The sequence below is a fragment of the Bacteroidales bacterium genome (genome assembly GCA_014860575.1).
GTDB lineage: Bacteria > Bacteroidota > Bacteroidia > Bacteroidales > JAAYJT01 > JAAYJT01.
In genome coordinates this window covers 85167-110686 of sequence record JACZJK010000026.1, presented here as the reverse complement: position 1 = coordinate 110686, position 25520 = coordinate 85167, and the positions used below count along the sequence as shown (strand labels likewise).

At 44.2% G+C, this 25520-nt stretch carries 16 protein-coding genes; 7 read left to right on the top strand and 9 right to left on the bottom strand.

The features are described from left to right. The first annotated feature begins 516 nt into the window (after window positions 1–516). The 3 genes from IH597_07285 (at window position 517) to IH597_07275 (ending at window position 3013) form a co-directional block, all read left to right on the top strand. Window positions 517–1527, top strand: a complete 1011-nt coding sequence (locus tag IH597_07285; GenBank protein MBE0662255.1) for a hypothetical protein — start codon at window positions 517–519, stop codon at window positions 1525–1527. A gap of 99 nt (window positions 1528–1626) precedes the next feature. Next, complete coding sequence (locus IH597_07280) at window positions 1627–2391, top strand: T9SS type A sorting domain-containing protein (GenBank protein MBE0662254.1); 765 nt, start codon at window positions 1627–1629, stop codon at window positions 2389–2391. Window positions 2392–2650: 259 nt separating this feature from the next. Beyond that, window positions 2651–3013 carry a DUF4180 domain-containing protein gene (locus IH597_07275; GenBank protein MBE0662253.1) on the top strand — a complete coding sequence of 121 codons (363 nt, stop codon included), beginning with the start codon at window positions 2651–2653 and terminating at the stop codon, window positions 3011–3013. 222 nt (window positions 3014–3235) lie between these two features. Here the strand turns inward: IH597_07275 and IH597_07270 are convergent, their stop codons facing one another. From IH597_07270 to IH597_07260, 3 genes are all read right to left on the bottom strand, one after another. Beyond that, complete coding sequence (locus IH597_07270) at window positions 3236–5029, bottom strand: T9SS type A sorting domain-containing protein (GenBank protein MBE0662252.1); 1794 nt, start codon at window positions 5027–5029, stop codon at window positions 3236–3238. Between the two features lie 250 nt (window positions 5030–5279). Next, a complete protein-coding gene (locus IH597_07265) occupies window positions 5280–7076 on the bottom strand; it encodes a T9SS type A sorting domain-containing protein (GenBank protein MBE0662251.1) in 1797 nt (598 codons plus the stop codon). A 437-nt stretch (window positions 7077–7513) separates the two neighbouring features. Further along, window positions 7514–9997, bottom strand: coding sequence for a prolyl oligopeptidase family serine peptidase (locus IH597_07260; GenBank protein MBE0662250.1), 2484 nt, complete (start codon window positions 9995–9997; stop codon window positions 7514–7516). Between the two features lie 128 nt (window positions 9998–10125). Here IH597_07260 and IH597_07255 point away from each other — a divergent pair, with 128 nt between their 5' ends. Then, window positions 10126–11952, top strand: coding sequence for an alpha-L-fucosidase (locus IH597_07255; protein MBE0662249.1), 1827 nt, complete (start codon window positions 10126–10128; stop codon window positions 11950–11952). A 54-nt stretch (window positions 11953–12006) separates the two neighbouring features. Beyond that, complete coding sequence (locus IH597_07250) at window positions 12007–14334, top strand: family 20 glycosylhydrolase (protein MBE0662248.1); 2328 nt, start codon at window positions 12007–12009, stop codon at window positions 14332–14334. A 60-nt stretch (window positions 14335–14394) separates the two neighbouring features. Here IH597_07250 and cydC read toward each other — a convergent pair whose 3' ends face one another. The 4 genes from cydC to IH597_07230 form a co-directional block, all read right to left on the bottom strand. Further along, the gene (gene cydC / locus IH597_07245; protein MBE0662247.1) at window positions 14395–16101 is read right to left on the bottom strand and encodes a thiol reductant ABC exporter subunit CydC; all 1707 of its coding nucleotides are present in this window, start codon (window positions 16099–16101) and stop codon (window positions 14395–14397) included. Continuing rightward, complete coding sequence (gene cydD / locus IH597_07240) at window positions 16098–17873, bottom strand: thiol reductant ABC exporter subunit CydD (protein MBE0662246.1); 1776 nt, start codon at window positions 17871–17873, stop codon at window positions 16098–16100. The genes cydC and cydD overlap by 4 nt, the downstream gene beginning before the upstream one ends. Window positions 17874–18254: 381 nt before the next feature. After that, window positions 18255–19280 carry a cytochrome d ubiquinol oxidase subunit II gene (gene cydB, locus IH597_07235; GenBank protein MBE0662245.1) on the bottom strand — a complete coding sequence of 342 codons (1026 nt, stop codon included), beginning with the start codon at window positions 19278–19280 and terminating at the stop codon, window positions 18255–18257. Window positions 19281–19315: 35 nt separating this feature from the next. Beyond that, on the bottom strand, window positions 19316–20674 hold the full coding sequence (locus IH597_07230; GenBank protein MBE0662244.1) for a cytochrome ubiquinol oxidase subunit I: 1359 nt from the start codon (window positions 20672–20674) through the stop codon (window positions 19316–19318). Between the two features lie 379 nt (window positions 20675–21053). Between IH597_07230 and IH597_07225 the strand changes: the two genes are divergently transcribed. After that, a complete protein-coding gene (locus tag IH597_07225; protein MBE0662243.1) occupies window positions 21054–22232 on the top strand; it encodes an MFS transporter in 1179 nt (392 codons plus the stop codon). 10 nt (window positions 22233–22242) lie between these two features. Here the strand turns inward: IH597_07225 and IH597_07220 are convergent, their stop codons facing one another. Beyond that, a complete protein-coding gene (locus IH597_07220; GenBank protein MBE0662242.1) occupies window positions 22243–22524 on the bottom strand; it encodes a type II toxin-antitoxin system RelE/ParE family toxin in 282 nt (93 codons plus the stop codon). Window positions 22525–22531: 7 nt separating this feature from the next. Further along, a complete protein-coding gene (locus tag IH597_07215) occupies window positions 22532–22750 on the bottom strand; it encodes a hypothetical protein (protein ID MBE0662241.1) in 219 nt (72 codons plus the stop codon). Between the two features lie 145 nt (window positions 22751–22895). On the opposite strand from IH597_07215, the gene IH597_07210 reads away from it, so the two are divergent. After that, complete coding sequence (locus IH597_07210) at window positions 22896–25478, top strand: glycoside hydrolase family 2 protein (GenBank protein ID MBE0662240.1); 2583 nt, start codon at window positions 22896–22898, stop codon at window positions 25476–25478. Window positions 25479–25520: the final 42 nt, after the last annotated feature.

Genomic DNA, 25520 nt, shown 5'->3' with positions numbered 1-25520 from the left:
CTAAAATAATATTCATATAAATTCTTGTCGAATATATGAAAATTATTAAGCAATATTGTAGTTATCCAAAATAAAATTCCTCGCTGAGCAGAATTTACAATCCTACATCCCTGCTGAGCGGCATTTGCAATGCTGTTACGAACGCTGGATCATTTGTTATTATCCAAAGATTGCCTCCTCTAAGCGGGAATTGCCTTGCCGCCTGCAACAACTCTGCTAATCACCAATTTCATTACAGCTCAGAACACATTTGAATTCGCAATCCAACTTTCCAGCACAGATTGCTTTGTAACCGTAAGTTTTGCCGGAAAGATCAATGTTTAAGGCTAAGGCTTTAAAGCCCTGTGATATCCTGCGGTTGTTAAGCAATAAAATCCAACGCAGCAAATGCACGAATAGATTTGAAATTTTCCTTGAAATTTTTGTGTTTCGTAATAATGCATAAATTTGCGATATATACCTGGTGAAGCCTGTATTGTTCCAAAGCCATCAAACCATAACTAAAAACTTGATCTTATGAGAAAAGCACTGCTCCTTTCAACTTTACTTTTGCCCTTCATGGCCTGTTTTTCGCAAAGTGGTTCAGTAATCATAAACTCTGTAAGCCAGCGAAGCGATGAGAGCGGACTCGTGGACGTACACTATGACCTTTCCGGTGCACAAAGCGACTATTATGTAAATATGCGTGTAAGTTTTAATGAAGGATTAAACTTTTTCCCCATTTCACCGGCCAGTATGAGTGGAGATGTGGGACCGGTAAGTCCCGGAACCAGCAAGCATATTGTATGGAATCCTACCATTGACCATCCTAACAGGTATAGTCCACAAGCCAAATTACTGGTGGTTGCCTATCACATAAATAATTCAAATTTTTGCCCGGGAACCCCTACAGTAACTGATTACGACGGGAATGTTTATGCTACCGTTCAAATAGGAGATCAGTGCTGGATGGCATCAAATCTGAATTCGATCAGGAATGCCGCCGGAAATTCCATTACCCGTAAATGTTATGCCGATAATCCTGTAAACTGCGAGTATTATGGAGGCCTGTATTCCTGGGCCACTGTTATGAACGGGGCATCAAGCAGCAATTCAAACCCGAGTGGTGTACAAGGTATTTGCCCGAATGGCTGGCATGTGCCAGGCGATGCCGAATGGACACAGCTAACAGGCTATTTAATTTCTACTTATGTTGACGTAACATCTTCAAATGTAGGCAATCGCTTAAAATCCTGCCGCCAGCTTAGTTCTCCCCTGGGAAACGATTGCAACACTTCAGACCACCCGCGCTGGAACTCAAATGCAACACATTATGGAACGAATGATTTTGGATTTTCAGCACTTCCGGGTGGCTTCGACAACCTTGGCTCGTTCGGCTCTCTCGGTGCATATGGCTACTGGTGGTCGGCTATGGAAAGCACCTCCGGTTATGCGTGGTACCGTAGCATTTACAGCGGCAATGGTAACGTGTCACGCAACAACACACTTAAGACGACCGGGCATAGTCTGCGTTGTCTCAAGGATTAGGTTTTTTGAAAAATGATGATTTCTGAAGTCATAAAATCAGGGCAAGACCATACAGGATTTTTTTGTTTAATGTGGAGACATGATCATAAAAACAAAACAATGAAGATATATCCCAGACATCTGCTACTGCTCACTGTTTTCATTCTGAATACAGGGTATGTGTGCCCGCAAAGTATAATCCTTGACCAGTCAAATGTATTTGCACTTGGAACAGTAGTGAAAGAATTTCATAGTGTTGGCGGGCAAAGTTCAGTTTACGAATTCAAAACCAGGGGAGAGTATATTAACAGGCATTCACAGTTTTTTGAAGCCAATACTTATCCTTACCTACTTGAAGTCTCAGATCTTTCCATTAATCCCACTTCAAACTGGTGCTTTTTTACCAACCATACACTCAGTGCTTCAAACCTTTATGTTGCCAGCAATGCTAATGCAACCTTAGTTGCCGGATTTAAGATATCGATACATCCATCATCAACTGTTTCCAGTGGTGCATCTTTTCATGCATATATTGACCCCATGGGCTTTGATTGTCAGCAACCTGAAAGTTTGCTTGCTTCTTCTGAATACTTTGAACATCTCAACATCCATCGGATTGATTATGAGCAAAAGAAACAACAAGAATTAATCAGATTGTTTCCTAATCCAGCTACTACAAGCATTGTCCTGGAATTTTTGGAAACAGTCAATTCTGATACCATCCTGATTGAGATTTACAGCATAATGGGAGAACGGCTGTTGCAAAGGCAAACTGCCGGGAAGCAACAATATCAGTTCGATTTGTCTAACTATGCGAGTGGCGTTTATCTGCTTAGAGTTTTGTTTGATAACCAGCTATTGACAGAGAAGTTTATCAGACAATAATAAGGGAATGAACTGAATTAATTTCTGCCAGGCACCGGTTGCATTCGGGCATAAACATATTTGACTGTGTAACTCAAAAATCTTAATCAATAACATTGTTCATGAGAAAACAGAGTTTAGTGCAGTCTGTCATTGTGCCCATACTTTTCGCCGTCTTATTTGTGGGTTTCATGTGAAGAAAGTAGATAATCAATAAAAGCCCTTGTGATATTAAAAAACTGGTGACCAAGGAATGGTTCCATCAATCAAAGACATAAAAATGAAAATTGAAACCCACCAGATAAATGATGTTAAGATTGCCGAAGTAATTTCGGAAGACATTTTGATAAACAGCGTTGATGACACAATAAACCTATTAGGGAACCTATATTATCAAGGCTTTGACAAGATTATAATCCACGAGAAAAACCTGACGCCAGATTTTTTTGACCTCAAAAACCGCATTGCAGGCGATATACTTCAAAAGTTTTCAAACTACCGCATGCCACTGGCCATCATTGGCGATTTCTCGAAATATTCAGGCAAAAGTGTGAACGCCTTTATGTTTGAATGCAACAGAGGAAAGCAAATCAATTTTGTTGGTTCCCTGGCTGAAGCTATAAACGTACTTGCAAGCTTTTGAAAAGTGGCAAATCATAAGAAGGGCTTTAATGCCATGAAGCCTATCAGGACCGGCAATTGCATAAATACTATTTGTGAATTCGTGGCATCAAAAGAAACTAAATGACCACAAATTTAAGGATGGAATTCAAATAGGTTTACCTCAAAAATTGTCCGCAATATTGGACAAGTTCTTGGCAACCTGATCCGGCTTGCGTAATGCAGATCGGATATCAGTCAGAATTTAATGCCTTACCACAATTTTCTTTGTGTTCCAGCCATCTGCTGAAATTACATTAAGCAAATAGATACCTTCAGCATATTCAGAAGTGTTGACTGAAAGCACCTCCCCCGGACGCACATCACTGTATTCCCCGGAATAAATAATCCTGCCTGTAACATCGGTGATGGTCAGGTTGATGGTTCCTTCCAGGTTGTCTCCAAACTGAATGCTGATCCGGTCATTGGCCGGATTTGGATAAACACTCAAATCACTTTTACGGATGTTGTCTACCGAAACCAGGCTTGCAGAGGCCTGGTTTGAATACACATCGGTATAGATAGCATTGCGCAAGCCGATGCCGCAGCCATCCGGATTTACTATTTTAACCATATAGGCGATGTCGCCTGAAGGCGCATTGAAATCGGTAAAGGAGGTAAAGCTTGCTGAAACGCTGGCAATTTGCTCAAAAACACCATTGCCCGATCTGCGCATTATTTTATACGAAGTGTAATCAAATCCTGCGTAAGGTGTCCAGATCAGGTTCCAGTTGTTGTTAACGCCCTGATTGATGGAGAGGTGGATGGTCTGATGGAAGTCGCTGGATGGAAATACCCGGTTTTCGCTATCCCTGAATCCAATTTTGTAACGGTAAGGTCTTATTGCAGGGTTGGAGTCAAAATCTGTGACTATTGGTAACTCCAGATAGCTTACCGTATCAATTACTTCATAAACATTGGCTTCGTCAGTTTCCTTGTAAATTAGGAAATCAGCGATGAGGTCAGAATCAGGCTTTTCCCAGATGATAACATTCTGATTTGTGAGGCTGTCCACCGTCACCATACAGATAGGGGTTTCGGGGTAAGGCATGATGGTAAAAACATCGCTTACATCGGTGGATGACAATGAATAAGAATCGTTGATCCGGATAAGGCATTCATCGGAACTCACGTTTGGAGTATACCAAACGACACTCCCTGAAGTGCCCTGACTTAATCCGTAAGCGATTACTTCCCAGGTTTCACCATTATCCGGGGAGAATTCGATGTAGTTTTCCGCTCCGTAGAGGTTCTGAACATTCCAGCTGATGGTAAGAAAGCTGTTAACATTTACAATCTGGCCTTCGACGGGTGAGGTAATGGTGTACACAGGTGCAGGAATGACCTGAAAAACCTGGCTCAGGGAAAAGGTTGAAGGGTCGGCAGCATCGTACAGTTTCAGGATGCAGGCATTCGCAGGCGTTTCGCTTAAGATAAGGTAGGTAGAACCCAGAAATGCATTGAGGTTTTGTGCTAAGGGAGAATATGTCAGTCCGTTATTGGTTGATATTTCTGCATTGAGCAGAGTAATGCCTTGTTGATAAAGAGTCCAGTTCACATAAGTAAGGGTGTTAGCAAAGACCGCAGAGTTGGAAGATGGCTCATAAATGCTGATTGGCGGAAATGAAACCGTGAATGTTGCATCACTGATATCGCTGACAGCGGGGTTGCTTAAGTCGGTGATTTTAAGCAAAGCATTTTGGCTGAGGAAGGGGGGAACAAAAACCATTGCGCTGCCTCCGTTCGGTGCCGAAGGAACCTCTCCAAAGTACCACCAGTCGACTCCACCGTCGGGGGAGAAGTCAAGCCTCATTACGTTTCCAAGGCCCTGACCGGTCCAACTGACATCTTCAAAGCTATTAACTAGCCATGCCTCACCTCCATTCGGAGCTAAGAGGGTGATGGACTGAGCCTGTAAAGTGATTGATGTTGCTGCAAAAAACACTGCAAAGGCAAGGAATCTGGCATATTTCGGAATGCTGGTGTATCTCTGTTTCATTGTTATATATTTTTAAGAAAAGATTAAACGAAATTAATTGGAAAAAGTTCAAAACGCACAGACCAAATTCAAACAGTCTCTTAGAATTCTAAAAAAATTTATTCAACTGAAATATAAGAACCTTCAACTAAATTCAAATACCGGTCATTGCCAGACATAAAAAACAGACAATCACGACATAGCCATGGGTGTCTGTTTGAAACCTTACCGATCCTGCAGGCACACAAGGCGGATTTGATTCTGTTAAGGATTAATATTGAATAATAAATTTCTTTGAAATCCTTTCACCGGAAGTAACAATATTCAGTAAATACAAGCCTTCGGAATAATCTGAAGTGTTGATGGGAAGTACCTGCCCCGCAACCATATCAGAATATTCAGCGGAAATAATGATCCTGCCGGTAACATCGGTGATGGTCAGGTTGATGGTTCCTAAGGCATTGTCGCCGAATTGAATGTTGAGCTGATCTTTGGCCGGGACCGGATAAACGCTGAAACCGGTTTTACCGATACCACCCACCGATACCAGACTTGCCGATGCCTGGTTTGAGTAAACATCCGTATAAACAGCATTGCGGAGGCCGGTGTTACAACCATTCGTGTTCAAGATTTTAACCATATAGGCGATGTCGCCTAAAGGCGCATTGAAATCGGTAAAGGAGGTAAAACTTGCTGAAACGCTTGCAATTTGCTCAAAGGCGCCATTGCCCGATTTCCGCATTATTTTGTATGAATTATAAGCAAATCCTGCGTAAGGTGTCCAGATCAGGTTCCAGTTGTTGTTAACACCCTGATTGATGGTCAGGTGAATGGTCTGGTGATAGTCTCCTGCCGGGAATACCAGGTTTTCGCTATCCCTGAATCCGATTTTGTAGCGGTAAGGTCTTATTGCAGGGTTGGAGTCAAAATCTGTGACTATTGGCAGCTCCAGAAAGCTTATGGTATCAATTACTTCATAAACATTGGCTTCGTCAGTTTCCTTGTAGATCAGGAAATCGGCGATGAGGTCAGAATCAGGCTTTTCCCAGATGATAACATTCTGATTTGTGAGGCTGTCTACCGTCACCATGCAAACCGGGGTTTCGGGGTAAGGCATGATGGTAAACATGTCACTAACATCGTTGGATGGTGAATAGTAATCGTTGATCCTGATAAGGCATTCATCAGAATTCACATTGGGTGTAAACCATTCAATACTCCCTGAATTGCCAAGGCTGGTGCCCTCGGCTATATATTCCCAGGTTTCACCATTATCAGCGGAAAATTCAATATAGTTGCTTTGTGCATAGGGATTCTGGACATTCCAGCTTATTATGAGAAGACTATTGGCATTTACAATTTGCCCTTCTGTAGGTGAGGTAAGGGTGAAAACGGGTAAAGGTCTGATCTGAAAAACCTCGCTCAGGTCAAAGGTTGAAGGGTCTTCGGCATTGTAAAGCTTAAGAATACAGGCGTTGGCAGGCGTTTCGCTCAAAACAAGGAAAGTATATCCCGTCAATGCATTGATGTTTTGAGCCAATGGTGTATATGTCAAGCCATTATCAGTTGATATTTCCGCATTTAGCAAGCTAATGCCTGTTTGATAAACGGCCCATGATACATAAGTGGGTGTGCTATTAAAAACCACAGAGCCTGAAAAAGGCTCCCAGATGGTAAACGGCAGGAACGAAACAGTAAATGGTGCATCGCTGATATCACTTACCGAGGGATTGAGGAAGTCGATGATTTTCAGCAGGGCGTTTGTGCTAATATAATTGGGCGCCCAAACCGGATGAATGCCGCCATTTGGAGAGGAAGGAACATCGGCTAAGTAATACCAGTTATCTCCCCCGTCCGGGGAAAATTCAAGCCGTAAATTACTGCTTAAGTTATCTCCTGACCAACTGACCTCTTCATAGGTTCCGGCAAACCAGGCTTCGCCTCCATTCGGAGCAAGCAGGGTGATGGACTGTGACTGCCCGCTGAAGGGAATCAGAACTGCAAGTAGCAAAATTCCTGCTGCCAATGATTTAAAATAGGCTGATGTGAAAAAGTAGATATTTTTCATTGTTTATGTTTATAGTTTCTTAAACAAAATAGCATAATAATGGTTCAGGCTAAAGACCGGTTTTACAAAGATATTGCCCAATTTAACAAATCCTTAACAGTATTCGGGTGAACCGGATAATGCTGGCTCAAGGATAATAATTTTCAGGGAAGTAACATCCATTTAACCTTATGGCATAGAGTGGAGCTTTTGTAGTACCTCGCGTCACCTGCACTGGCAAATAACAAACCAGCCAGATTTGTAAAAATCAAGCAGTTTTGCAGGGCTTTTAAATTTTTTGGCTTGTCTGAATCAGCGTTGCAATTTGTAAATATCCATAAAAACTTTGCTGTTTGAATGTTCTATGGTTCTATGGTTCAATTGTTCTATTATTCATTTGTTCTATGGTTCAGTTGTTCTATTATTCATTTATTCAATTGTTCTATTCTCCAAACCATTCAATCAACAAACTCCCCTCCTTCCACGCTCCAGTCATTCCCAAAAAACCCGGAAACGATCACGCTGCCAAGGCTTTCTTTGATCAAGTCCACATCAAAGATCATCAGATCGGGGAAGCCGGTGATGCCAGAGAAATAATCGTTGGGATAAAGCGCTTTCATTCCATCAATTCCTGAGGCTGCCACCACGCCAACGCTGGCAAATTGGCTGTCGGGTCGCGGATAAATAAAATAAGTGCCCAGCGATTCGCAATCAAAAACTCTTTCGCCAAAGGAAATGCTTCCGTTTTTTACCTGAACCGGACAATGCGCCAGCAATTGATTCCACGCCAGGTTATTGTCGGCATTACCATAAATGATCACATTGCGATCAGCGTAATGGTCAGGAGCAAAATCGGTATCGGGGATGATGTCAATGCTGCCATTACCGCGGTACCAGAACGTTTCGGCATCGAAGTGGGCTTTGTTTTTATACCATTCATTTTCTTCGGTGTTTCCGTTGGTGGCGTACACAAACACCATGTTGTTGGTGAATGCCAGTTTGAACCCGCCATATCTTCCAGGATGCTTCTCTGTCAGGTTCACAGCATCCACAATTTGCCAGTGCCCCTGCCTGAAATGCAACGTAACATCTTTGTCTGTTTCAGCATGAATGAATTTGTCCTGAACCGAAAGCACTGGCTTGTTCTCAAAATCAAGTTGCGAAAGCAGGAAAGTAATCGAAGCCACATTATTGGTTTCGAACCCGATGGTATCGCCGGATTTTACGGCTTTCACCTGCGAAATCTCATTAGGATGAATTTGCTGGTTTATACAGAGCCAGTAGTTCGAAGCCGAAACCCCGGGCGAGGCCGTCTGAAACTCGATGCTGTCAACCTCCTTCAAGACAGGAATGCTGTTCTGACGAAGAAAATCGAACAACGGTGGCCAGTCCATGCAATGATCGCCGTACCAGTGCGAACCGCCGGGATATTCATAATAGGTAAAGTTATTATGGAATTTGCCAAGCACTTCCCGCATCATCCTTGCCTGTTCTACCGGCACCACGGCGTCGGCGCCGCCATGCAGCACATACACACCCGATTGCAGGTAATTACGCGCCAGATCTACCACCCTTCCGGTTCTGGCACCTCTATATATCATTTCAAAATGCGGCGCTTCAAACATGGCGGAATCCACACCTGTGCGGCGATAACTAATGATATCAGGGTAACCGGCAGCCGGGGCAATAGCAGCCCATTTATCCGGATAAGTCGCGCCCAGAAACCAGGTTCCGTGCCCGCCCATGGAGTGGCCGGTGAGATAGGTTCGGGCACTATCTGTATGAAAAACCTTACGGGCCTCATGCAGCACTTCCAGGGCATCCAACCTGCCCCACTCTTCCCAATTGAAACCAAAAGGCCGACGGTTGGTGGGCGCCACAATATGCGCCCAGTCTTTTTGCTTGTAAGCGCGGGTTTGATTGGTAGCTTCCACCGAAGCGCCATGCACTGACAACACAAAAGCCTGTCCTGGCTCATCCGAAGTTGAAGGCGCTATACTGTAATACTGCACGCTACCATCAATCTGGCTGATAAATGTCCGCTCGTGGTGGCGGTTGGCATTCATCACGGTAAGTTTAATCTTCATGCGGTCAATTTCCTGGCCTTCATTGTTTTTCAAAATCAACGTGGCCATCATTGAATCCGCTGCAATGGTTCGCACGGGAAAAGGAATTCTGAATTTCACTTTGCGTGTAGTGAGACTGATGATGTGATCCATTTCCTGAACCGTTTGTTCGCCAGTTTCGAGAATGCAAAAAATCTGGTATCCGCTGACTGTTTCTTCGGTTGCATTGATCACCCTTACAGCACCCCAGCGTTCCTGGTTCTCACCACGGATAATTGAAGGCAGCGTTATATCGCGGGAAGTGAATTGTACGGGTTTTTCAGGCAAAATAATCTTTGAACCAACCCGGCCAAAGCGGCCATAAGTATATACAAATTGGTTCAGGCCTTTCTGCAGCTTAAAAGGAATTAAAGTGTAACCATAATCATAATGGTCGCCTTCGCGAGGCAGTCCATTGATAAAAACCCGTGTGTGGCCGGTGGCATCCAGCAATGCAATCGTTTCCTCCGGCGATTCAAATTCGGTGTAGACATATGCGCGGTTCAGATCACCTTGAAAAATGCCGGCGGTGTCGGCTTCAATGGCCTCCCACATGAGAACCTGATCTTCCGGATCATTTTCATAGCGATGATTGAGCTTTGATCCTGCTTGTGGCCTATCAAACTGTTTGGTTGCGATTTGCCAGAAAACTATGTCTTGTGTTCCGGTCAACATACCCGGCTTCATAGCATTTCGGAGTGCCAGGCCCTGGGTAAATTCGTGGATGATGATTCCTTCTTCGACGGTTTCAACTTTATCTTTTCCAAATATTTCAACAATGTTACCGGTTTGCTGGGCATATGAAGTGTATGCAGAAAATAATGCGGCAAGCAGCAATAAAGCGGGGATTTTTCTCATGGTATGAAATTCTTTTATAATTTGCGTTCGGAAAATTGAGCAAACAAAAATAGACAACCCAGGCATACGCCAACCCATTTTTTTTGCGAACCAAACGTTTAGGTACAATGAAATCATTAACAAGCGCTTGCCTTTCGGGAATTTTATTTCTACTGGCTTTTTCGGTTTATTCGCAAAGCGGTCAGACTGAGGCTCAAAATACCGTTTCCTGGGAATCCCTCCGTTCCCGACCTTATCCGAAATGGTTTAAGGATGCAAAGTTGGGCGTTTTTATTCACTGGGGTGTTTACTCGGTGCCATCTTATGGTGGCCCTGAATCTTACGCCGAATGGTATTTGCGGGGTTTGCAGGCCGGCGCTCAGAACCGGATAGATTTCATGAAAAACAATTTCGGTGAAGATTTTGCCTACGAAGATTTTGCCCCGCTCTGGAAAGCCGAGTTGTTCGACCCAAACGAATGGGCAGAAATTTTTGAAAAAGCCGGAGCAAAATACATCATCCTGGTTTCAAAACATCACGACGGCTTTTGCCTTTGGCCGAGCAAGTATGCCCCTGGCTGGAACAGTGTTGATGTGGGACCCAAACGCGATATCGTTGGCGAACTGGCTGAAGCAGTGCGGGCAAAGGATATTCGCCTTGGCCTCTATTATTCCCTGGCCGAATGGAACCATCGCCTGCACCGCTGGTACACCGATCCGCATGATTCCATTCACACCTACGTGGAGCAGCATATGATCCCGCAATTCAAAGAGCTGGTTGGAACCTACAAACCCGATTTGCTGTTTACTGACGGAGAATGGTTCAACACAGCCGAAGACTGGCATGCCCGCGAACTGATTGCGTGGTATTATGACCTGGTAGGCAACGACGCAATTGTCAACGATCGATGGGGCCATGGCAGTGATATTGGCTTCATCACACCTGAATACAGTTCGGGTGGCATTGAAACCGACCGTCCCTGGGCTGAAGTGCGCGGGCTTGGCCGCTCTTTTGGCCTGAACCGCAACGAAAAGCTGAATGCTTTTAAAACTCCGGCTGAATTAATCCATCTTTTCGTGCGAACCGTAGCATATGGCGGCGGCCTCACCATCAATGTTGGCCCGGCTGCAGATGGCAAGATACCGCTGTTGCAGCAGGAAAGAATTGAAAAGCTGGGCGAGTGGATACGTATCAATGAAGAAGCCATTTATGGTTCGGAAAAATGGATAAGAAGCGGGGAAGAGAAAGAAGTAAGGCTGGAGCAGATTGACCCACAGATAAATTTTAATTTGGTACGCAATTCTCCGGGTTATCCTGTTGTTGAAGACCATTTCACTGCCACCTGGACAGGATATATCGCTGCAGATTTCAGCGAGGAATACCTATTCTCCGCCCTTATTGACGATGGCATGAAACTGTATATTGATGAACGCCTGGTAATGGATATGTGGGAACCCGAATCTGAAGGTACGGATTCGGAAGCAATGCGTGAGGAAATCAATGATTCGGCGTCGGGAAAGATCAGGCTGGATAAAGGCAGGAAATATTCCATCAGGGTAGAATATTACGAATCCATTCAGAATGCGCATATCACATTGTTCTGGGAAAGTCCTTCACAGGAGCGGGAAGTGGTTCCGCAGAAAAACCTTTTTACTTCTACAGAAATAAAACAAGGCAATGGTCTGAACGCCACTTACAAATCCATGCGCCAGCATATTGCTTACACCACCAATCACGGCAACTTATATGTTATTTGCTTTGAGTGGCCAGAGCAGGAACTTGCATTGCCCATTCCGGAACCGGCCCCCGGAACTGCTATCAGCCTGCTTGGCAGGCCCGGAAACCTGCCCTGGAAATATGAAAACGGCCTGTTGCTGATTGACACCAGCCAGGTACTCTATAGCGAAATGCCCGGCCATGAGGCATGGACGTTCAGAATTGAAAATTACAGGTAAATCAAAAGGGATCCAAGCCCGAAAGGGATTGAGGCCCTGATAAACCAATTAATTATGAAAAATACACTCCGGCTTTTTTTCTATTGCTATTTGATCACATCCTTTATTACTTGCAAAAATCATCAACAAAATTTCCAAACCAGCATCATTCCTCAGCCTGTTGAAATCCGTTTCAATAAAGGAACCTTTAATTTTAATCAGGACACTAAACTGATCTGTGAGGATAAAAGCCTGGATTTTTCAGCACAGTATGCAGCAGCATTATGGGAACCTATTCATGGATACAAGCCTGATGTTGAACAAAAAATCGGATCAGAGAGCAAGAATTCCATCGCTTTTAGACTTTTAGAGAACCCGGAAATGGAAATTGGAAATGAAGGTTACATCCTGGAAATAAATTCGGAAAAAGCAGTCCTGTCAGCCAATACACCTGCAGGAATTCTTTATGGCATTCAAACCATCACCCAACTGATGGATTCAGAAAACATTCGTGTTTTGCCTTCGTGCTTTATCAAAGATTATCCGCGTTTTGCCTGGCGTGGACTGCATCTGGATGTTTCCCGCCATTTCATGCCGCTTGAGTTCATGTATAAATTGATGGACTACATGGCCATGCACAAACTCAATGTGTTTCACTGGCATCTGGTTGACGATCAGGGCTGGCGGCTCGAAATTAAAAAATATCCAAAACTTACCGGAGTGGGCGCCTGGCGGGTGGATATGTTGCACCTGCATTGGAATGAAAGGCCATTGATCAACGACACTGAAAATGCAAGTTATGGTGGGTTTTACACACAGGATGAAATCAGGGCGCTGGTAGCTTATGCTGATGAACGCAACATTACCGTTGTGCCTGAAATTGAGATGCCCGCCCATGTAATGTCAGCCCTCGCAGCCTATCCTGAACTTTCCTGTACCGGCGAGAATCTCGGTGTTCCTCCGGGTGGTGTCTGGCCCATCACACATATTTATTGCGCCGGCAAAGATGAAACTTTCACGTTTCTCGAGAATGTACTTCTGGAGGTCATGGACTTGTTTCCATCAGAATACATTCATATTGGTGGCGATGAAGCCGACAAAACAAACTGGCGCTCCTGCACGAAATGCCAGGCAAGGATCAAGAATGAAAACCTTGCTGATGAAGATGGCCTGCAAAGCTATTTCATTCAGAGAATTGAACGCTTCCTGAACGAACACGGCCGCAAGATCATCGGCTGGGATGAGATTCTCGAAGGCGGATTGGCTCCCAATGCAAGCGTTATGTCATGGCGTGGCGAGCAGGGTGGCATTGAAGCGGCCAAAATGGGCCATCATGTTGTTATGACACCTGGCAGCCATTGTTACTTCGATCATTACCAGGGAGATCCGGCTATTGAACCACTGGCAATTGGCGGCAATACAACCCTGAAAAAGGTTTATAATTACGAACCCATCCCCACTGAACTTACTGCTGAGGAAGCCAAACTGGTTCTTGGCGCCCAGGCAAATGTGTGGACTGAGTACATGCCAACAAAGGCCCATGTTGAATACATGGTTTTTCCGCGGCTCGCGGCGATGGCAGAAGTGGTCTGGTCGCCTAAAGAAACCCGAAACTGGGCAGATTTTTCCCGGAGAATGGAACACCAATACAGGCGTTACAAACGACTCGGCATCAATTACTCGCAAAGCGCTTTCCAGGTAAGCGTTAAACCTGAAGTTAATCCTACTAATCGCAGCCTGGTTCTCAGCTTAATTACTGAAGTTAATGATTCCAAAATTCGGTACACACTTGATGGCAGTATTCCCGGATCTAATTCACCAATGTATAAACGCCCGGTAGAGATAAATGAGAGCGCTACCCTGAAAGTAGCAGTTTTTCTAAATGGTATAAGTACAAATCAGATCCTGGAACGCTCATTTGACTTGCATAAAGCTTTCGCCACTGAAGTAGAACTACAATATCCCACCAGTACAAAATACGACGGCACAGGAGCATACAGCCTGGTTGATGGAATAAGTGGTAGCAAGCATTTTAATGATGGTTTCTGGAAAGGTTTCCTGGGAGATGATATGATCGCTACAATCCGATTTCAGAAGCTCACAGACATATCTTCCATTGAAGTGGACGCCCTGCAAAACTATGCTTCCTGGATATTTTTGCCTGAGAAAGTTGTTTTTGAAGTGTCAGAAGATGGCAGCAGCTTTCGTAAGCTGGATGAGATTGCTACTGATATCCCACAAGATGAAAAAGGTAAACTGATCAAGCATTATAAAACCACCCAATCCGCCGAAAATATCACAGCTATCCGCGTCAGCATGAAAAACCCCGGTACCTGTCCACCCGGCCACAGCGGCGAAGGTCAGAAATCGTGGTTGTTTGTGAGTGAAATAATTGTGAGGTAAGTACTTCTCAGAAAGGGATCCAAGCGCCGAGGCACGACAATTAGCATAAATATATTTTGCTTACCGAAAAGCAACCTGATACCCCACCATCTTCGCATAAAAGGATTGCCCCTCAAGCAGTTGGGCGTGCGTGCCTTTCTCAACAATCTCACCGCGATTCATCACAATAATCTGATCCACCTTTTCCATATCCAACAAACGGTGCGTGATCATTATCATCGTGCGGTGGCCGGCTGTAGCCCATATGGCATCCAGAACCTTTCTTTCGGTTTTTACATCGAGGTTGGCGGTGGGTTCGTCAAAAATCCAGATGGGCGCATCTTTAAGCAGGGCACGGGCAAGAGCCAGAAGCTGGCGTTCACCGCCAGAAAGCCGCGCACCAAAGTTGCCGGCATTCAGGTTCAGATCGTTGGCAAAAGTATTTAAGCCTACTTTGTTCAGAACCTCGGTCAATTCACCATCAGTAGCTGTGGGTTTAGCAATGAGCAGGTTTTCACGCAAAGTCCTGTTAAAGATGTAAGCATCTTGTGATACCACCGCAAACAACGATCGCAATTTATATGCTTCAAGATTTCGAATATCGGTTCCACCAATAGAAATGATTCCTGATTCGGGATCCCAGAAACGCAGCATCAGATTAACAAGCGTGCTTTTGCCGCTGCCCGTAGGGCCAACGATCGCTGTTTTTGAGAGCCGGGGAATTTCAAAAGAAACATTGTTCAGCGTAATGTTCTCTGTTTCATAGGAGAACGAAACCTGATGGAATGAAATATCTTTCCAATCCGTCACTGTTGCAGGTATTTCAGGATCAGCAATGATATGAGTGCTTTCAGCAACCGAAAAGAACCGATCTGCTGATTCCCTGGAAGGTTCATATTGCTGGAAAGCATTCCCCAGATTCTGAACAGCCTCAAAACTGGTCAGAACCCCAAGGGTAAGCATGGTAAGCATCACACCGGAAAACTGACCCGACAACACCAAAGGTATTGAAAGTACCAGAACCGCAAACACCCCCAGGTTTGCTGAAAGGCTGTGTAATCCTTCTAGAAGGCCTGTAATTCCAGCATTTTTACGATGTTGGGTATCCAACTTCGCCTGCATCTCATAAACATCATTTCTGGTATCTTTTTTCTTACCCAACCATAACAATTCCTGCAAGCCCTGAATCCTGTCAACAAGGTATGCTTTAAATCCGGATTTCATTTCTACGTTATTTTTTCCAACTCCTTTAGCCAGATGCACCGCTAATGCCGGCAAAGCAACTCCGCTCACAAGCAGGAAGAAGAGCGTTGCCAATGATAAAACCGGATCGAAAAACCATAAAGCTACACAGGTAAAAGCTGTAATGACGACCGCAACAATTACCGGAGAAATGATGCGTAAGTAAACATTCTGCAATGTATCAATATCAGTTACCAAACGCGCAAGCAAATCGCCTGACCTACGCCCCATCAACCACTTCAACGACAGCGAATCAATTTTCCTGAACAGCAGGCTGCGCATGGATGAAAGGGTGTTAAAAGTCAGTTCGTGCGAAACAACACGGTCAAAATACCTTACTACAGCCCGCGATATTCCAAAAAACCTAACAGCAGCGGTAACTACAAACAAATCAACCAACATCGGGCGTTGTGCTGCCCGTGTTATGAGAAATCCTGATGAACTCATCAGACCGATACCGGTGAGTATGGTTGCTGTCGCCAGCAGTAGAGCGCCGGCAAAGTGCAATTTGTTATTTTTGAGGAACCGCAGCAATTTTCGGATCATGCCATTCCTCCTTCCCTGTTGCCCATAGTTTTCATATAACCCGCATAGATTCCTTCCTGCCTGACTAAAGTATCATGAGATCCGCTCTCAACTATTCTTCCACGATCGAAAACCAGGATATTATCGGCGAGGTAAACGGTCTTCAAGCGATGTGCAATAATGAACGTGGTTCGGTTTTTAAGCAATTTCTCTGTTGCTTCCGCAATATTTTCTTCACTTTCAGGATCAAGGTTTGACGTTGGTTCATCGAGAATCAATACAGGCGCATTTTTCAGGAAAGCCCTTGCAATAGCCAACCGCTGCCTTTCACCACCACTGAGGCGTGATGCATTTTCATGAAGCAAAGTGTGATAGCCTTGTGGAAGTTGATTGATGAAACCGTGCGCTCCGGCGTTTTTAGCAGCTTCCATTACCTGATCAATACTTGCATTTGGATGTGCCATCAAAAGGTTCTCAAGCACACTCATATTGAAGAAATGAGGCTGCTGAGGAACATAAGCAATTTGAGCTTTCCATTCTTCGGGATCAACCTGATTAAGCGGAATTCCATTCACCATAATCTGACCCGATGATGCCTGTAGATATCCCATCAGCAAATAGGCAAATGTTGATTTTCCTGAACCGGTTTTTCCGACTGCTGCGGTCAAGGTATCTGGCTCGAGCCTGCAGTTTATACTTTGCAATGCAGGATGTTCAGATTTGGGATAAGTAAAGCTGACATCGGCAAAATTCAAAGTAATTATATGATTGTCCAGGCTAGCTGTGTGATTTGGTTCGCTCGAAAACTGACTGGAATCTGTAATTTCAAAAATCTTTTCTGCTGCTGCCGCACCTTCCAGACCGCTGTGATAATGCTGGCCGAGGGCCCGGAAAGGAAGATAAAATTCTGGAGTCAGCAACAATACAAACAAACCCAACTGGTACACCATCAGGCCTTCGATAAGCCGGATTCCAACCTGCACTGCTACCAGTGCAATGCTGATACTGGCAGCCAGCTCAAGCACCATGCCCGATAAAAATGCAACCCTAAGCACCTTCATGGTGATAGTACGATAGCTTTCGCTGATACTTGCTACATTATCGGTTTCCTTACGGTTCGAACCGAATATCTTCATCGTTTTATGACCCTGCAGGGCATCTAGAAAATAAGAAGACATTCCGCTTAATTCATGCCACAGTTTTAGTGTGAGGCTTTTAGCCCAACTTCCGATCAGCCACATAAAAAACACTATTAACGGGCCTGTAAACAACATTATCAAACCACTGAGCCAATCAGTGTAAAGCGCAAAGAGGATAATGGCCGGTGGAAGAATAATCAGGTGAATGACTGCTGGAATATAGCGGGTATAATACTCATCAAGCTTTTCAACCCCATCCATTACTACGGCTACCAGCCCACCGGTTTTCTCGGACTTCGTATAAGACGGGCCAAGTTCCAGCAGATGACCGAAAAGTTTCAATCGTAGTGCTGATTTAATTTTTACGGCGTTTTGCTGGGCAAGCCTTTCCCGAACCCAGATCAGCAAAGCCCGTGCAATGATAGTGGCGAACAGCAGATAAAGTGAGTAGGTTTTAGGTTGTTGTGACAAGAAAAAGACATCATTGATAATGATGCTCAAGAGGTACATTTGCAGAATAACAACAGCAGCCATTGCCAAACTAAAAGCTGCCAATGAAAATATAAAACCTCGTACACCCTTCGCCAGCCCAAACAGCCTGCGATGAATGCTCTTCGGACGTTTTTCAGAAATCTTTTTATCGTTATTGTTCACTGATCGGTTCTAAACATTATTTCCATTTATACCAAATGGCTCCCTGTAAGAGAATAGCCCTGCGGGGATAAGTTGGCAGTTGGCAAAAGACAGTCGGCAATCAAATACATCTCTCAATTTCACCATCAAATTTAAATTGCAACACTGTAACACAATTGATAAGTACAACAAGTTGGCTAGTTTTAAAATTAAAGCACTTAAACAGGATATGAATTTCTGTAAGGGTTGATTTATTAGTCCATCCATGTCAAACCCCAGCAGGATTTGCAATCCTGTCGGGGTTACTGTATTTGGGCTGGCACTAATTGACTAATCAACCATTTGACCATCCACTACTCCATCACTCCAATACTCCAACAACCGCATCACTGCATCACTGTATCACAGTTTCACTTCCTCTCGTGGGATGGCATCGCGGGTTATGCGTTTGCTAAAAACGTAATAGCTCCAACCCTGGTATGCAAGAACGATGGGGACAAAGAATAATGCAACAATGGTCATGATCTTTAAAGTCATCTTACTGGATGATGCATTATAGATAGTGAGATTGTAAGCCTCATTCAATGATGAAGGCATCACATTGGGAAATAAACCGTAAAAGATTATAGCAGTGCCTAACAGAATGGTCAGAGCAATGGATGCAAAAGCATATCCCTGCATTTTGAGCCGCATAAACACGAAGCAAGCTATAAAAGTAAATAGGGCAAGTGTTGGCAACGTACCCGGAACCAGTCCAAGACCATCAAAAAGTACAGTCTGCCAGTAACCCAGCACAGCAAAAACTACTGTAACTATACCAATAGGCCACCACATAGTTTTGGCAATTTTTTCTGCACGAGCCTTTAGGTTGTCTGTAGTACGAAGGCTGAGAAACAGTGCTCCGTGCAGCATGAAAATCAGCACCACCACCACACCGCCAAGCAGGGCGTAAGGATTAAGTGCTGCGAGCAAGTTTCCTGTAAAATTCATATCAGCGCCAATAGGAAGGCCCTGCACAATGTTTGTGAACGCTACGCCCCACAGCAGAGCCGGCAGAAAGCTACCCCAGAAAATAAACTGATCGGCAGTTTTTCGCCATAAGGTTTGTTTCATTTTGCTGCGGAACTCAATCCCGACAGCCCTGAAGATGAGTGCAAGCAGCAACAGGAACAATGGAATATAAAATCCGCTGAAAAGTGTGGCATACCAATGCGGAAATGCTGCAAACATGGCTCCGCCGGCGGTGATCAGCCAAACCTCATTAGCATCCCAAAACGGACCGATGGTATTCAGAACGACCCTGCGGTCAATATCATCTTTGGCGATAAAAGGCAGGAGTATTCCAACTCCGAAGTCAAATCCTTCGAGAACGAAATAGCCGATAAACAGGATCGCTATTAATATGAACCATATAATCTGATAATCCATAATTCAATTATTTTAAAGGTTTTTTGAAAGCATGATCAATAAGCATGGGTCGCTGCGTCATCATCAGGTACACCTGATTTCGCAAAACGGTGAACAAGGTAAACGGCAACGGCAGCAAGCAAACCATATACGAGTGTGAACGCAATGGTGGTCAGAGCCATGGAACTGCTGCTAACATTAGGTGAAACACCATCGCGGGTAAACATTAAACCATGAACTATCCAGGGTTGCCGACCCATCTCAGCAACAATCCATCCCAGTGTATTTGCCAAAAGCGGCAAAAACATGATGATTGTAGCCAATCGAAGATATGGCCTGCTTATTGTCAGTTTGTTACGCCACCATTGTACAAGCCCGAATATTGAAAATAGTATAAACAACATACCCAATCCCACCATGAACCTGAAACTCCAATAAACTAAGGCTACCGGGGGCAGGTAATCGCCAGGACCGTATGTTTCTTCGTATTCTTGCTGCAGTTCATTCAGTCCTTTTACTTCGCTTGTGAGATTGTTGTAGGCCAGCACAGTTAACATGTATGGTAATTTCAACTCCCTGAGGGAGGTCTTATTTTCCTGATTAATGATTGCAAAGAGTGAGAAACTCGCAGGTTTTTCCGATTCCCACATACCTTCCATGGCCGCCATCTTCATAGGCTGATGCTTAACAGTGTGCTGAGCATGCTTATGCCCGGTAGTAGCAACAAGGAGGCTGGAAACAGCCGTGAAGACCAGTGCTATGTGAGCTGATTTGGAGAAAATCTCAACCTGGTTTTTACGCAAAATGTGCCATGCACTGATACCCAGCATAAAAAGGCCACCTGTTGTAAAAGCTGCAATAATGGTGTGCTGAGCCATTATTAGCATTTGTTCGTTGAGCATCACAGCAATAAAATCACTTAACTCGGCGCGTCCTTCATTCAAAACGTAGCCTACAGGCACCTGCATCCATGCGTTGGCAATTAGAATCCATATTGCTGATAGATTAGAGCCAATCGCTACAAGCCAGATGCTGAGCAAATGCAGTCCCTTGGGCAACTTGTTCCAACCGAAAAGCCAAACGGCAATAAATGTTGATTCAAGGAAAAAAGCCAAAAGTGCTTCAATAGCCAGCGGGATCCCAAAAATATCTCCGACAAAACGTGAGTATGCCGACCAGGCCATTCCAAACTGGAATTCAAGAACGATACCAGTAACAACGCCTAAAGCGAATATGATCACAAAAAGTTTTCCGAAAAATTTGGTCAGTCTTTTGTAATCAAGGCTTCCGGTACGGTAGTAAAATGTATGTAAGATGGCAGTGAGCACAGCAAGTCCCATGGTTATGGGGACAAAGAAAAAGTGATAGATTGTTGTGATGCCAAACTGCCATCTGGCGATTTCTAGTGCTTCCATATAGATTTAATTAAAGAGTAAATGAATGATTTGTATCAATAAAATCCCTCTGCTATGTGAATAACAAAAATCAGATTTTTTTTCCAAACAACAAGTAAATAAATTCAAATTATAAGCTTGTGCATCTACTTTAAGTTCTCAACTGGAAAGGTCTGCCAATACCAAAGCTGAAATTACTGTCCAAAATTTCCCGATAAAAAAAAGTCAGGGGATGTGGAATCTGAGTTCACATGTAATAAACGCTCACAGCGCTATTGTTGCATCAGAAAATTTGCATGGATGAAATTTCAGCATCAGGCATGGTTTATCTGGCAATTATTCCTTAGTATTGCAAGCGTGTTATCACAGAAACTATCAACCTTTAACGAGTAATCTGATCATGACAAAAAACAAAACTTTTCCTATTTTTCTCGCCTTCCTGGCCATGGGTTTCGGCGATGTTGTCGGCCCGCTGGTATCGCTGGTAAAAGATACGTTTATGGTTTCAAACTTTGTTGCTTCACTGATGACTACCAGCGGCTTCCTGATGTTTGGAATTTTATCAATTCCGTTGGGTGTTCTTCAGGATTCCAGGGGGAAAAAGTATATTCTTTCCATGGGCTTGATGATTGCCTTGTTTGGTTTGCTGATCCCAATCGCTTTCGGCATGTATGGCCCGGTTGCCGTTATTGAACCGGGATCGAATGTTAAACTCTATGCACTTTTTGTAAGTATTTTTCTGCTTGGCGCCGGAGCAACAACGCTGCAGGTAGCCGGAAACCCCATCATGCGTGACGTGTCAGCCGAGGGACGCTATTCAAGCAATCTCTCGCTCGGGCAATCCATAAAAGCCATAGGTTCTTCGCTGGGATTTCTCGTCCCTCCTGCCGTAGCCATTTGGTTCGGACTGGATTGGACCATCCTCTTTCCACTTTTCGCATTCATACTGGTTATCACACTCATTTGGGTACGAACCATCAAAATCACTGAAAGGAAAAACCTGGATGCTCAGCCAGCTACGCTGGGTTCGAGCCTGGCACTGCTCAAAAATCCTTTTGTGCTGATGATGGTATTGGGTATTTTTCTTTATGTGGGAGCCGAAGTTTCAATGAGTGCGCAGATTCCCATTTTGATGGACAAAGTTTATGGTTTCAGCGATTTCGGGCTGTGGCTTGCCTGGGGATTATTCTTTTTACCAATTTTCATTGGCCGACTGGCAGGCGCTTTTTTATTGCGAACCGTGAAAGCTGGCAGATTTTTGATATTCAGCGTCATGTTTTCAATCCTGGGCATGGCCATGCTATTTTTGGGAAGCCAGTATGTTGCTTTCACAGGAATTTTCCTTGTCGGGCTCGGCTTTGCCAATATTTTCCCACTGATATTTTCAATTACGGTGGATGCTATGCCCGAGCGCACGAATGAGCTGGCCGGACTTATGGTAACGGCTATTCTAGGTGGCGCTATTATTCCACCCATTACCGGAGCCGTAGCGGATGTGAATGTAACACTTGGATTCATGGTTCCAGCAGTCTGTATTGTTTATATTTTGGGTGTGGCGATCAGGTCGTTAAAAAGTTGATCGTGTGAAGTCAGCGGTTTTTCAGGTAATTTTTTAGTTCTTTGTAATAGTTCTCATGCGTGCCAAGCATCAGTAGTTCTAGAGTATCAGTATTATATCGGTAAGCCATCAGGTACAGTATTATTTGGATTCTGAATTTGTACACTAACACCGTTCTGAGATCCCCTTTCTTTTGCTCCCCAATATCAGGTCGGGCTATCACTTCTCTCACGGCGTTATCAAGTTCGGTCTTATCTGATGAACTCAGTTTTTTAACTTTTTGCTCGAAGATTCGCGATTGAATGATTCGCATTGCCGGTTCAATCAAATTTATAATCAGAAAACCGGCCTGATTCGATTTCGGCTTTTCCTCTGAGAATTTCTTTAATGAGAGTGTAAGGCATATCAGGGTTTTCCTCAGCAATCCGGCCAATGGTAGCCCAATGTTCTATTTGTCCGGTGACTGAACGGTTTTCAACTTTGCTGATACTCCGGGCATTGTTCAATAAATCGTCTGATATTCTGATTGCAGTAGGCATTGTATAATTTATTAAAACGTTGCAAAATTAATTCAAAAGTGACACAAAATGCAACTGGTGGGATGAAATCATCATTCATTTCTTTAAGCTGACATAAATTTGAACAAACGTAAAGAGTACAATTACATCTCAATTTTAAAGACTCATGATTCTTAGTAAGAAGTCGCTGCCTGGCAAACGTGAACGGTCAATGATATGGCTTTCTCGTTTCTTATTAATATTCATTCTTCCTGCCTGCAATATAAACGATGCACCTCTTGGTGAGCGCTTTGAACTGATGCATAACTGGGAATTCAGCCAATCCGGTCAGGAAGAATGGAATCCGGCTATCGTGCCCGGTACGGTTCACACCGATTTGTTAAAAAACAATCAGATCCCTGATCCTTTTTACGGCTGCAACGAAAAAAATTTACAATGGATCGGCCAAACAGATTGGGTTTACCGGACCACTTTCCAGGTTGATGCGAGCCTGTTGGAAAAATCTAAGGTAAACCTGGTTTTTGAAGGACTTGACACCTATGCCGTAGTTTCTCTGAACGACAATAAAATACTGGAAGCCAACAATATGTTCCGCAAATGGGAAATCAACTGTAAGGAATTCCTGAAAGAAGGGGGAAATGTCCTTGAAATAATCTTTGAATCAGCCGAAAACCGTTTCTTACAGGATTCAATTGCTTTAGGCTATCCGCTGCCTGGCGGACGCTGGAACCAAAGTCGCAAGGCTGCCTATCATTTTGGCTGGGATTGGGGGCCAAAATTCGTAACTGCCGGAATCTGGAAACCGGTTTACCTGGAAGCATGGGATTCGCATAAAGTTGAAGACATTCACGTAGTCACTAAAAGCGTCACGAATCAAAAGGCTGATTTGCAAAGTACTTTTACCGTTGAATCAGCAAGGGCTGAGAACGCAAGCCTGAGAGTAATAAACGCCGGCAATGGTCAGCAACTGGCTGCAGAGGAAATCAAGCTGGAGCCAGGTGTGAATGAGTACGCCCTGGATTTTTCTATCATAAATCCCATTCTCTGGTGGACAAACGGACTAGGCGAACAACATTTGTATGAGTTGGAATTTGTAATAGAAACCGCCTCGGGTAAAACTTTTGAGCAAAGTATTCCATACGGCATCCGCACACTCGAAGTGGTGACCGAAGATGATGAATTCGGCAACTCCTTGTATGTGAAGCTGAACAATGTGCCCGTGTTTATGAAAGGTGCCAATTATATTCCACAGCACAGTTTTGTCACCGAAGTGCAGGACGAAGATTACCAGGCCATTATAGATATGGCTGTTGCATCTAACATGAACATGTTGCGTGTTTGGGGCGGCGGAATTTATGAAAAGGATATTTTCTACGAACTCTGCAACCGCCACGGTTTGCTGGTTTGGCATGATTTCATGTTCGCCTGCGCGATGTATCCCGGCCATAATGCTTTTGTTGAGAATGTCAGGCAGGAGGCCATCTATCAAGTCAAGCGACTGAGAAATCATAGCAACATTGCATTGTGGTGTGGTAATAACGAAGCTGACGAAGGCTGGCACAATTGGCAATGGCAGCGGACACTTGACATCTCACCAAAAGACTCTGCCACGATTTGGGAAGGCTACAAGCGGGTTTTTCATGATTTGCTTCCTGGCGTTGTCAATAAATATGACCCTCAGCGTACTTACCTTTCCACCTCACCAATGCATGGCTGGGGCCGTGAAGAAAGCCTGAAAGAAGGCAGCGCCCATTATTGGGGTGTATGGTGGGGCTTGCAGCCTTTTGAAATGTATCTCGAAAAAGTCCCGCGCTTTATGAGCGAATATGGTTTTCAGGCCATGCCCGCCCTGGCTACCATCAGGCAATTTCAGGAGCCGGAAGATGATTTCCTTTTCTCTGATCCCCTCAAATGTCACCAAAAACATCCAACAGGTTACCATACCATCAGCACCTATCTTGAAAGGGAAAACCTCTACCCGGAATCGGTTCAGGAATTTATTTATCTGAGTCAGATGGTTCAGGCAAAAGGCATTGGCCTGGCCATTGAAGCGCACCGCCGCGTCATGCCCCGCTGCATGGGAACCCTTTACTGGCAGTTGAACGATTGCTGGCCGGTTACAAGCTGGTCGGCTACGGATGTGAATGGCAATTGGAAAGCCCTTCAATACAAAGTAAGGGATTTGTACGATGACATCATAGTTTCAGTGATTGAACACCAGGACAGTTTAAAAGTATTTCTTGTTTCTGACCGGCTCGAACCCACGAGCGGAAATCTGTACATTTCATTAGTAAACTTTGAAGGCCAAGCCCAGGTTCAATTTTCTGAACCCATAGTTTTGGAAACCAATAAATCAACCCACGCATTTACAGTTTCTTCGTCAGAACTTAGAGAAAACATCAATCCTGCTGAATGGCTGGTTCGGGCAAGGTTCGAAACACTATCAGGAGAAATTTATCAAAATGAGAAATTCCTCGAAACCCTCGGGAATTTGAATTTACCGTTGGCATTAATTGATTACGAGATTCAGTCTACCGAAGACGGATATCTGATAAAGCTTACGAGCAATGCTTTCGCCGCCCACGTGCAATTGTACCTAAGCGACAGCCATGCCTGGTTTGATGATAATTTCTTTCATCTTTGGCCTGGTGAAGAGAAGGTGGTGTTTTGTAATTCCACATTATCTTTAATGGAGTTTGAGTCGCAGTTGAATGTTTGCTCCTTGCGCGACTATTTAATGAATAATTAAGATTATGTCCTACATTTATCAGTACTCCTTAATTTTTGTTGT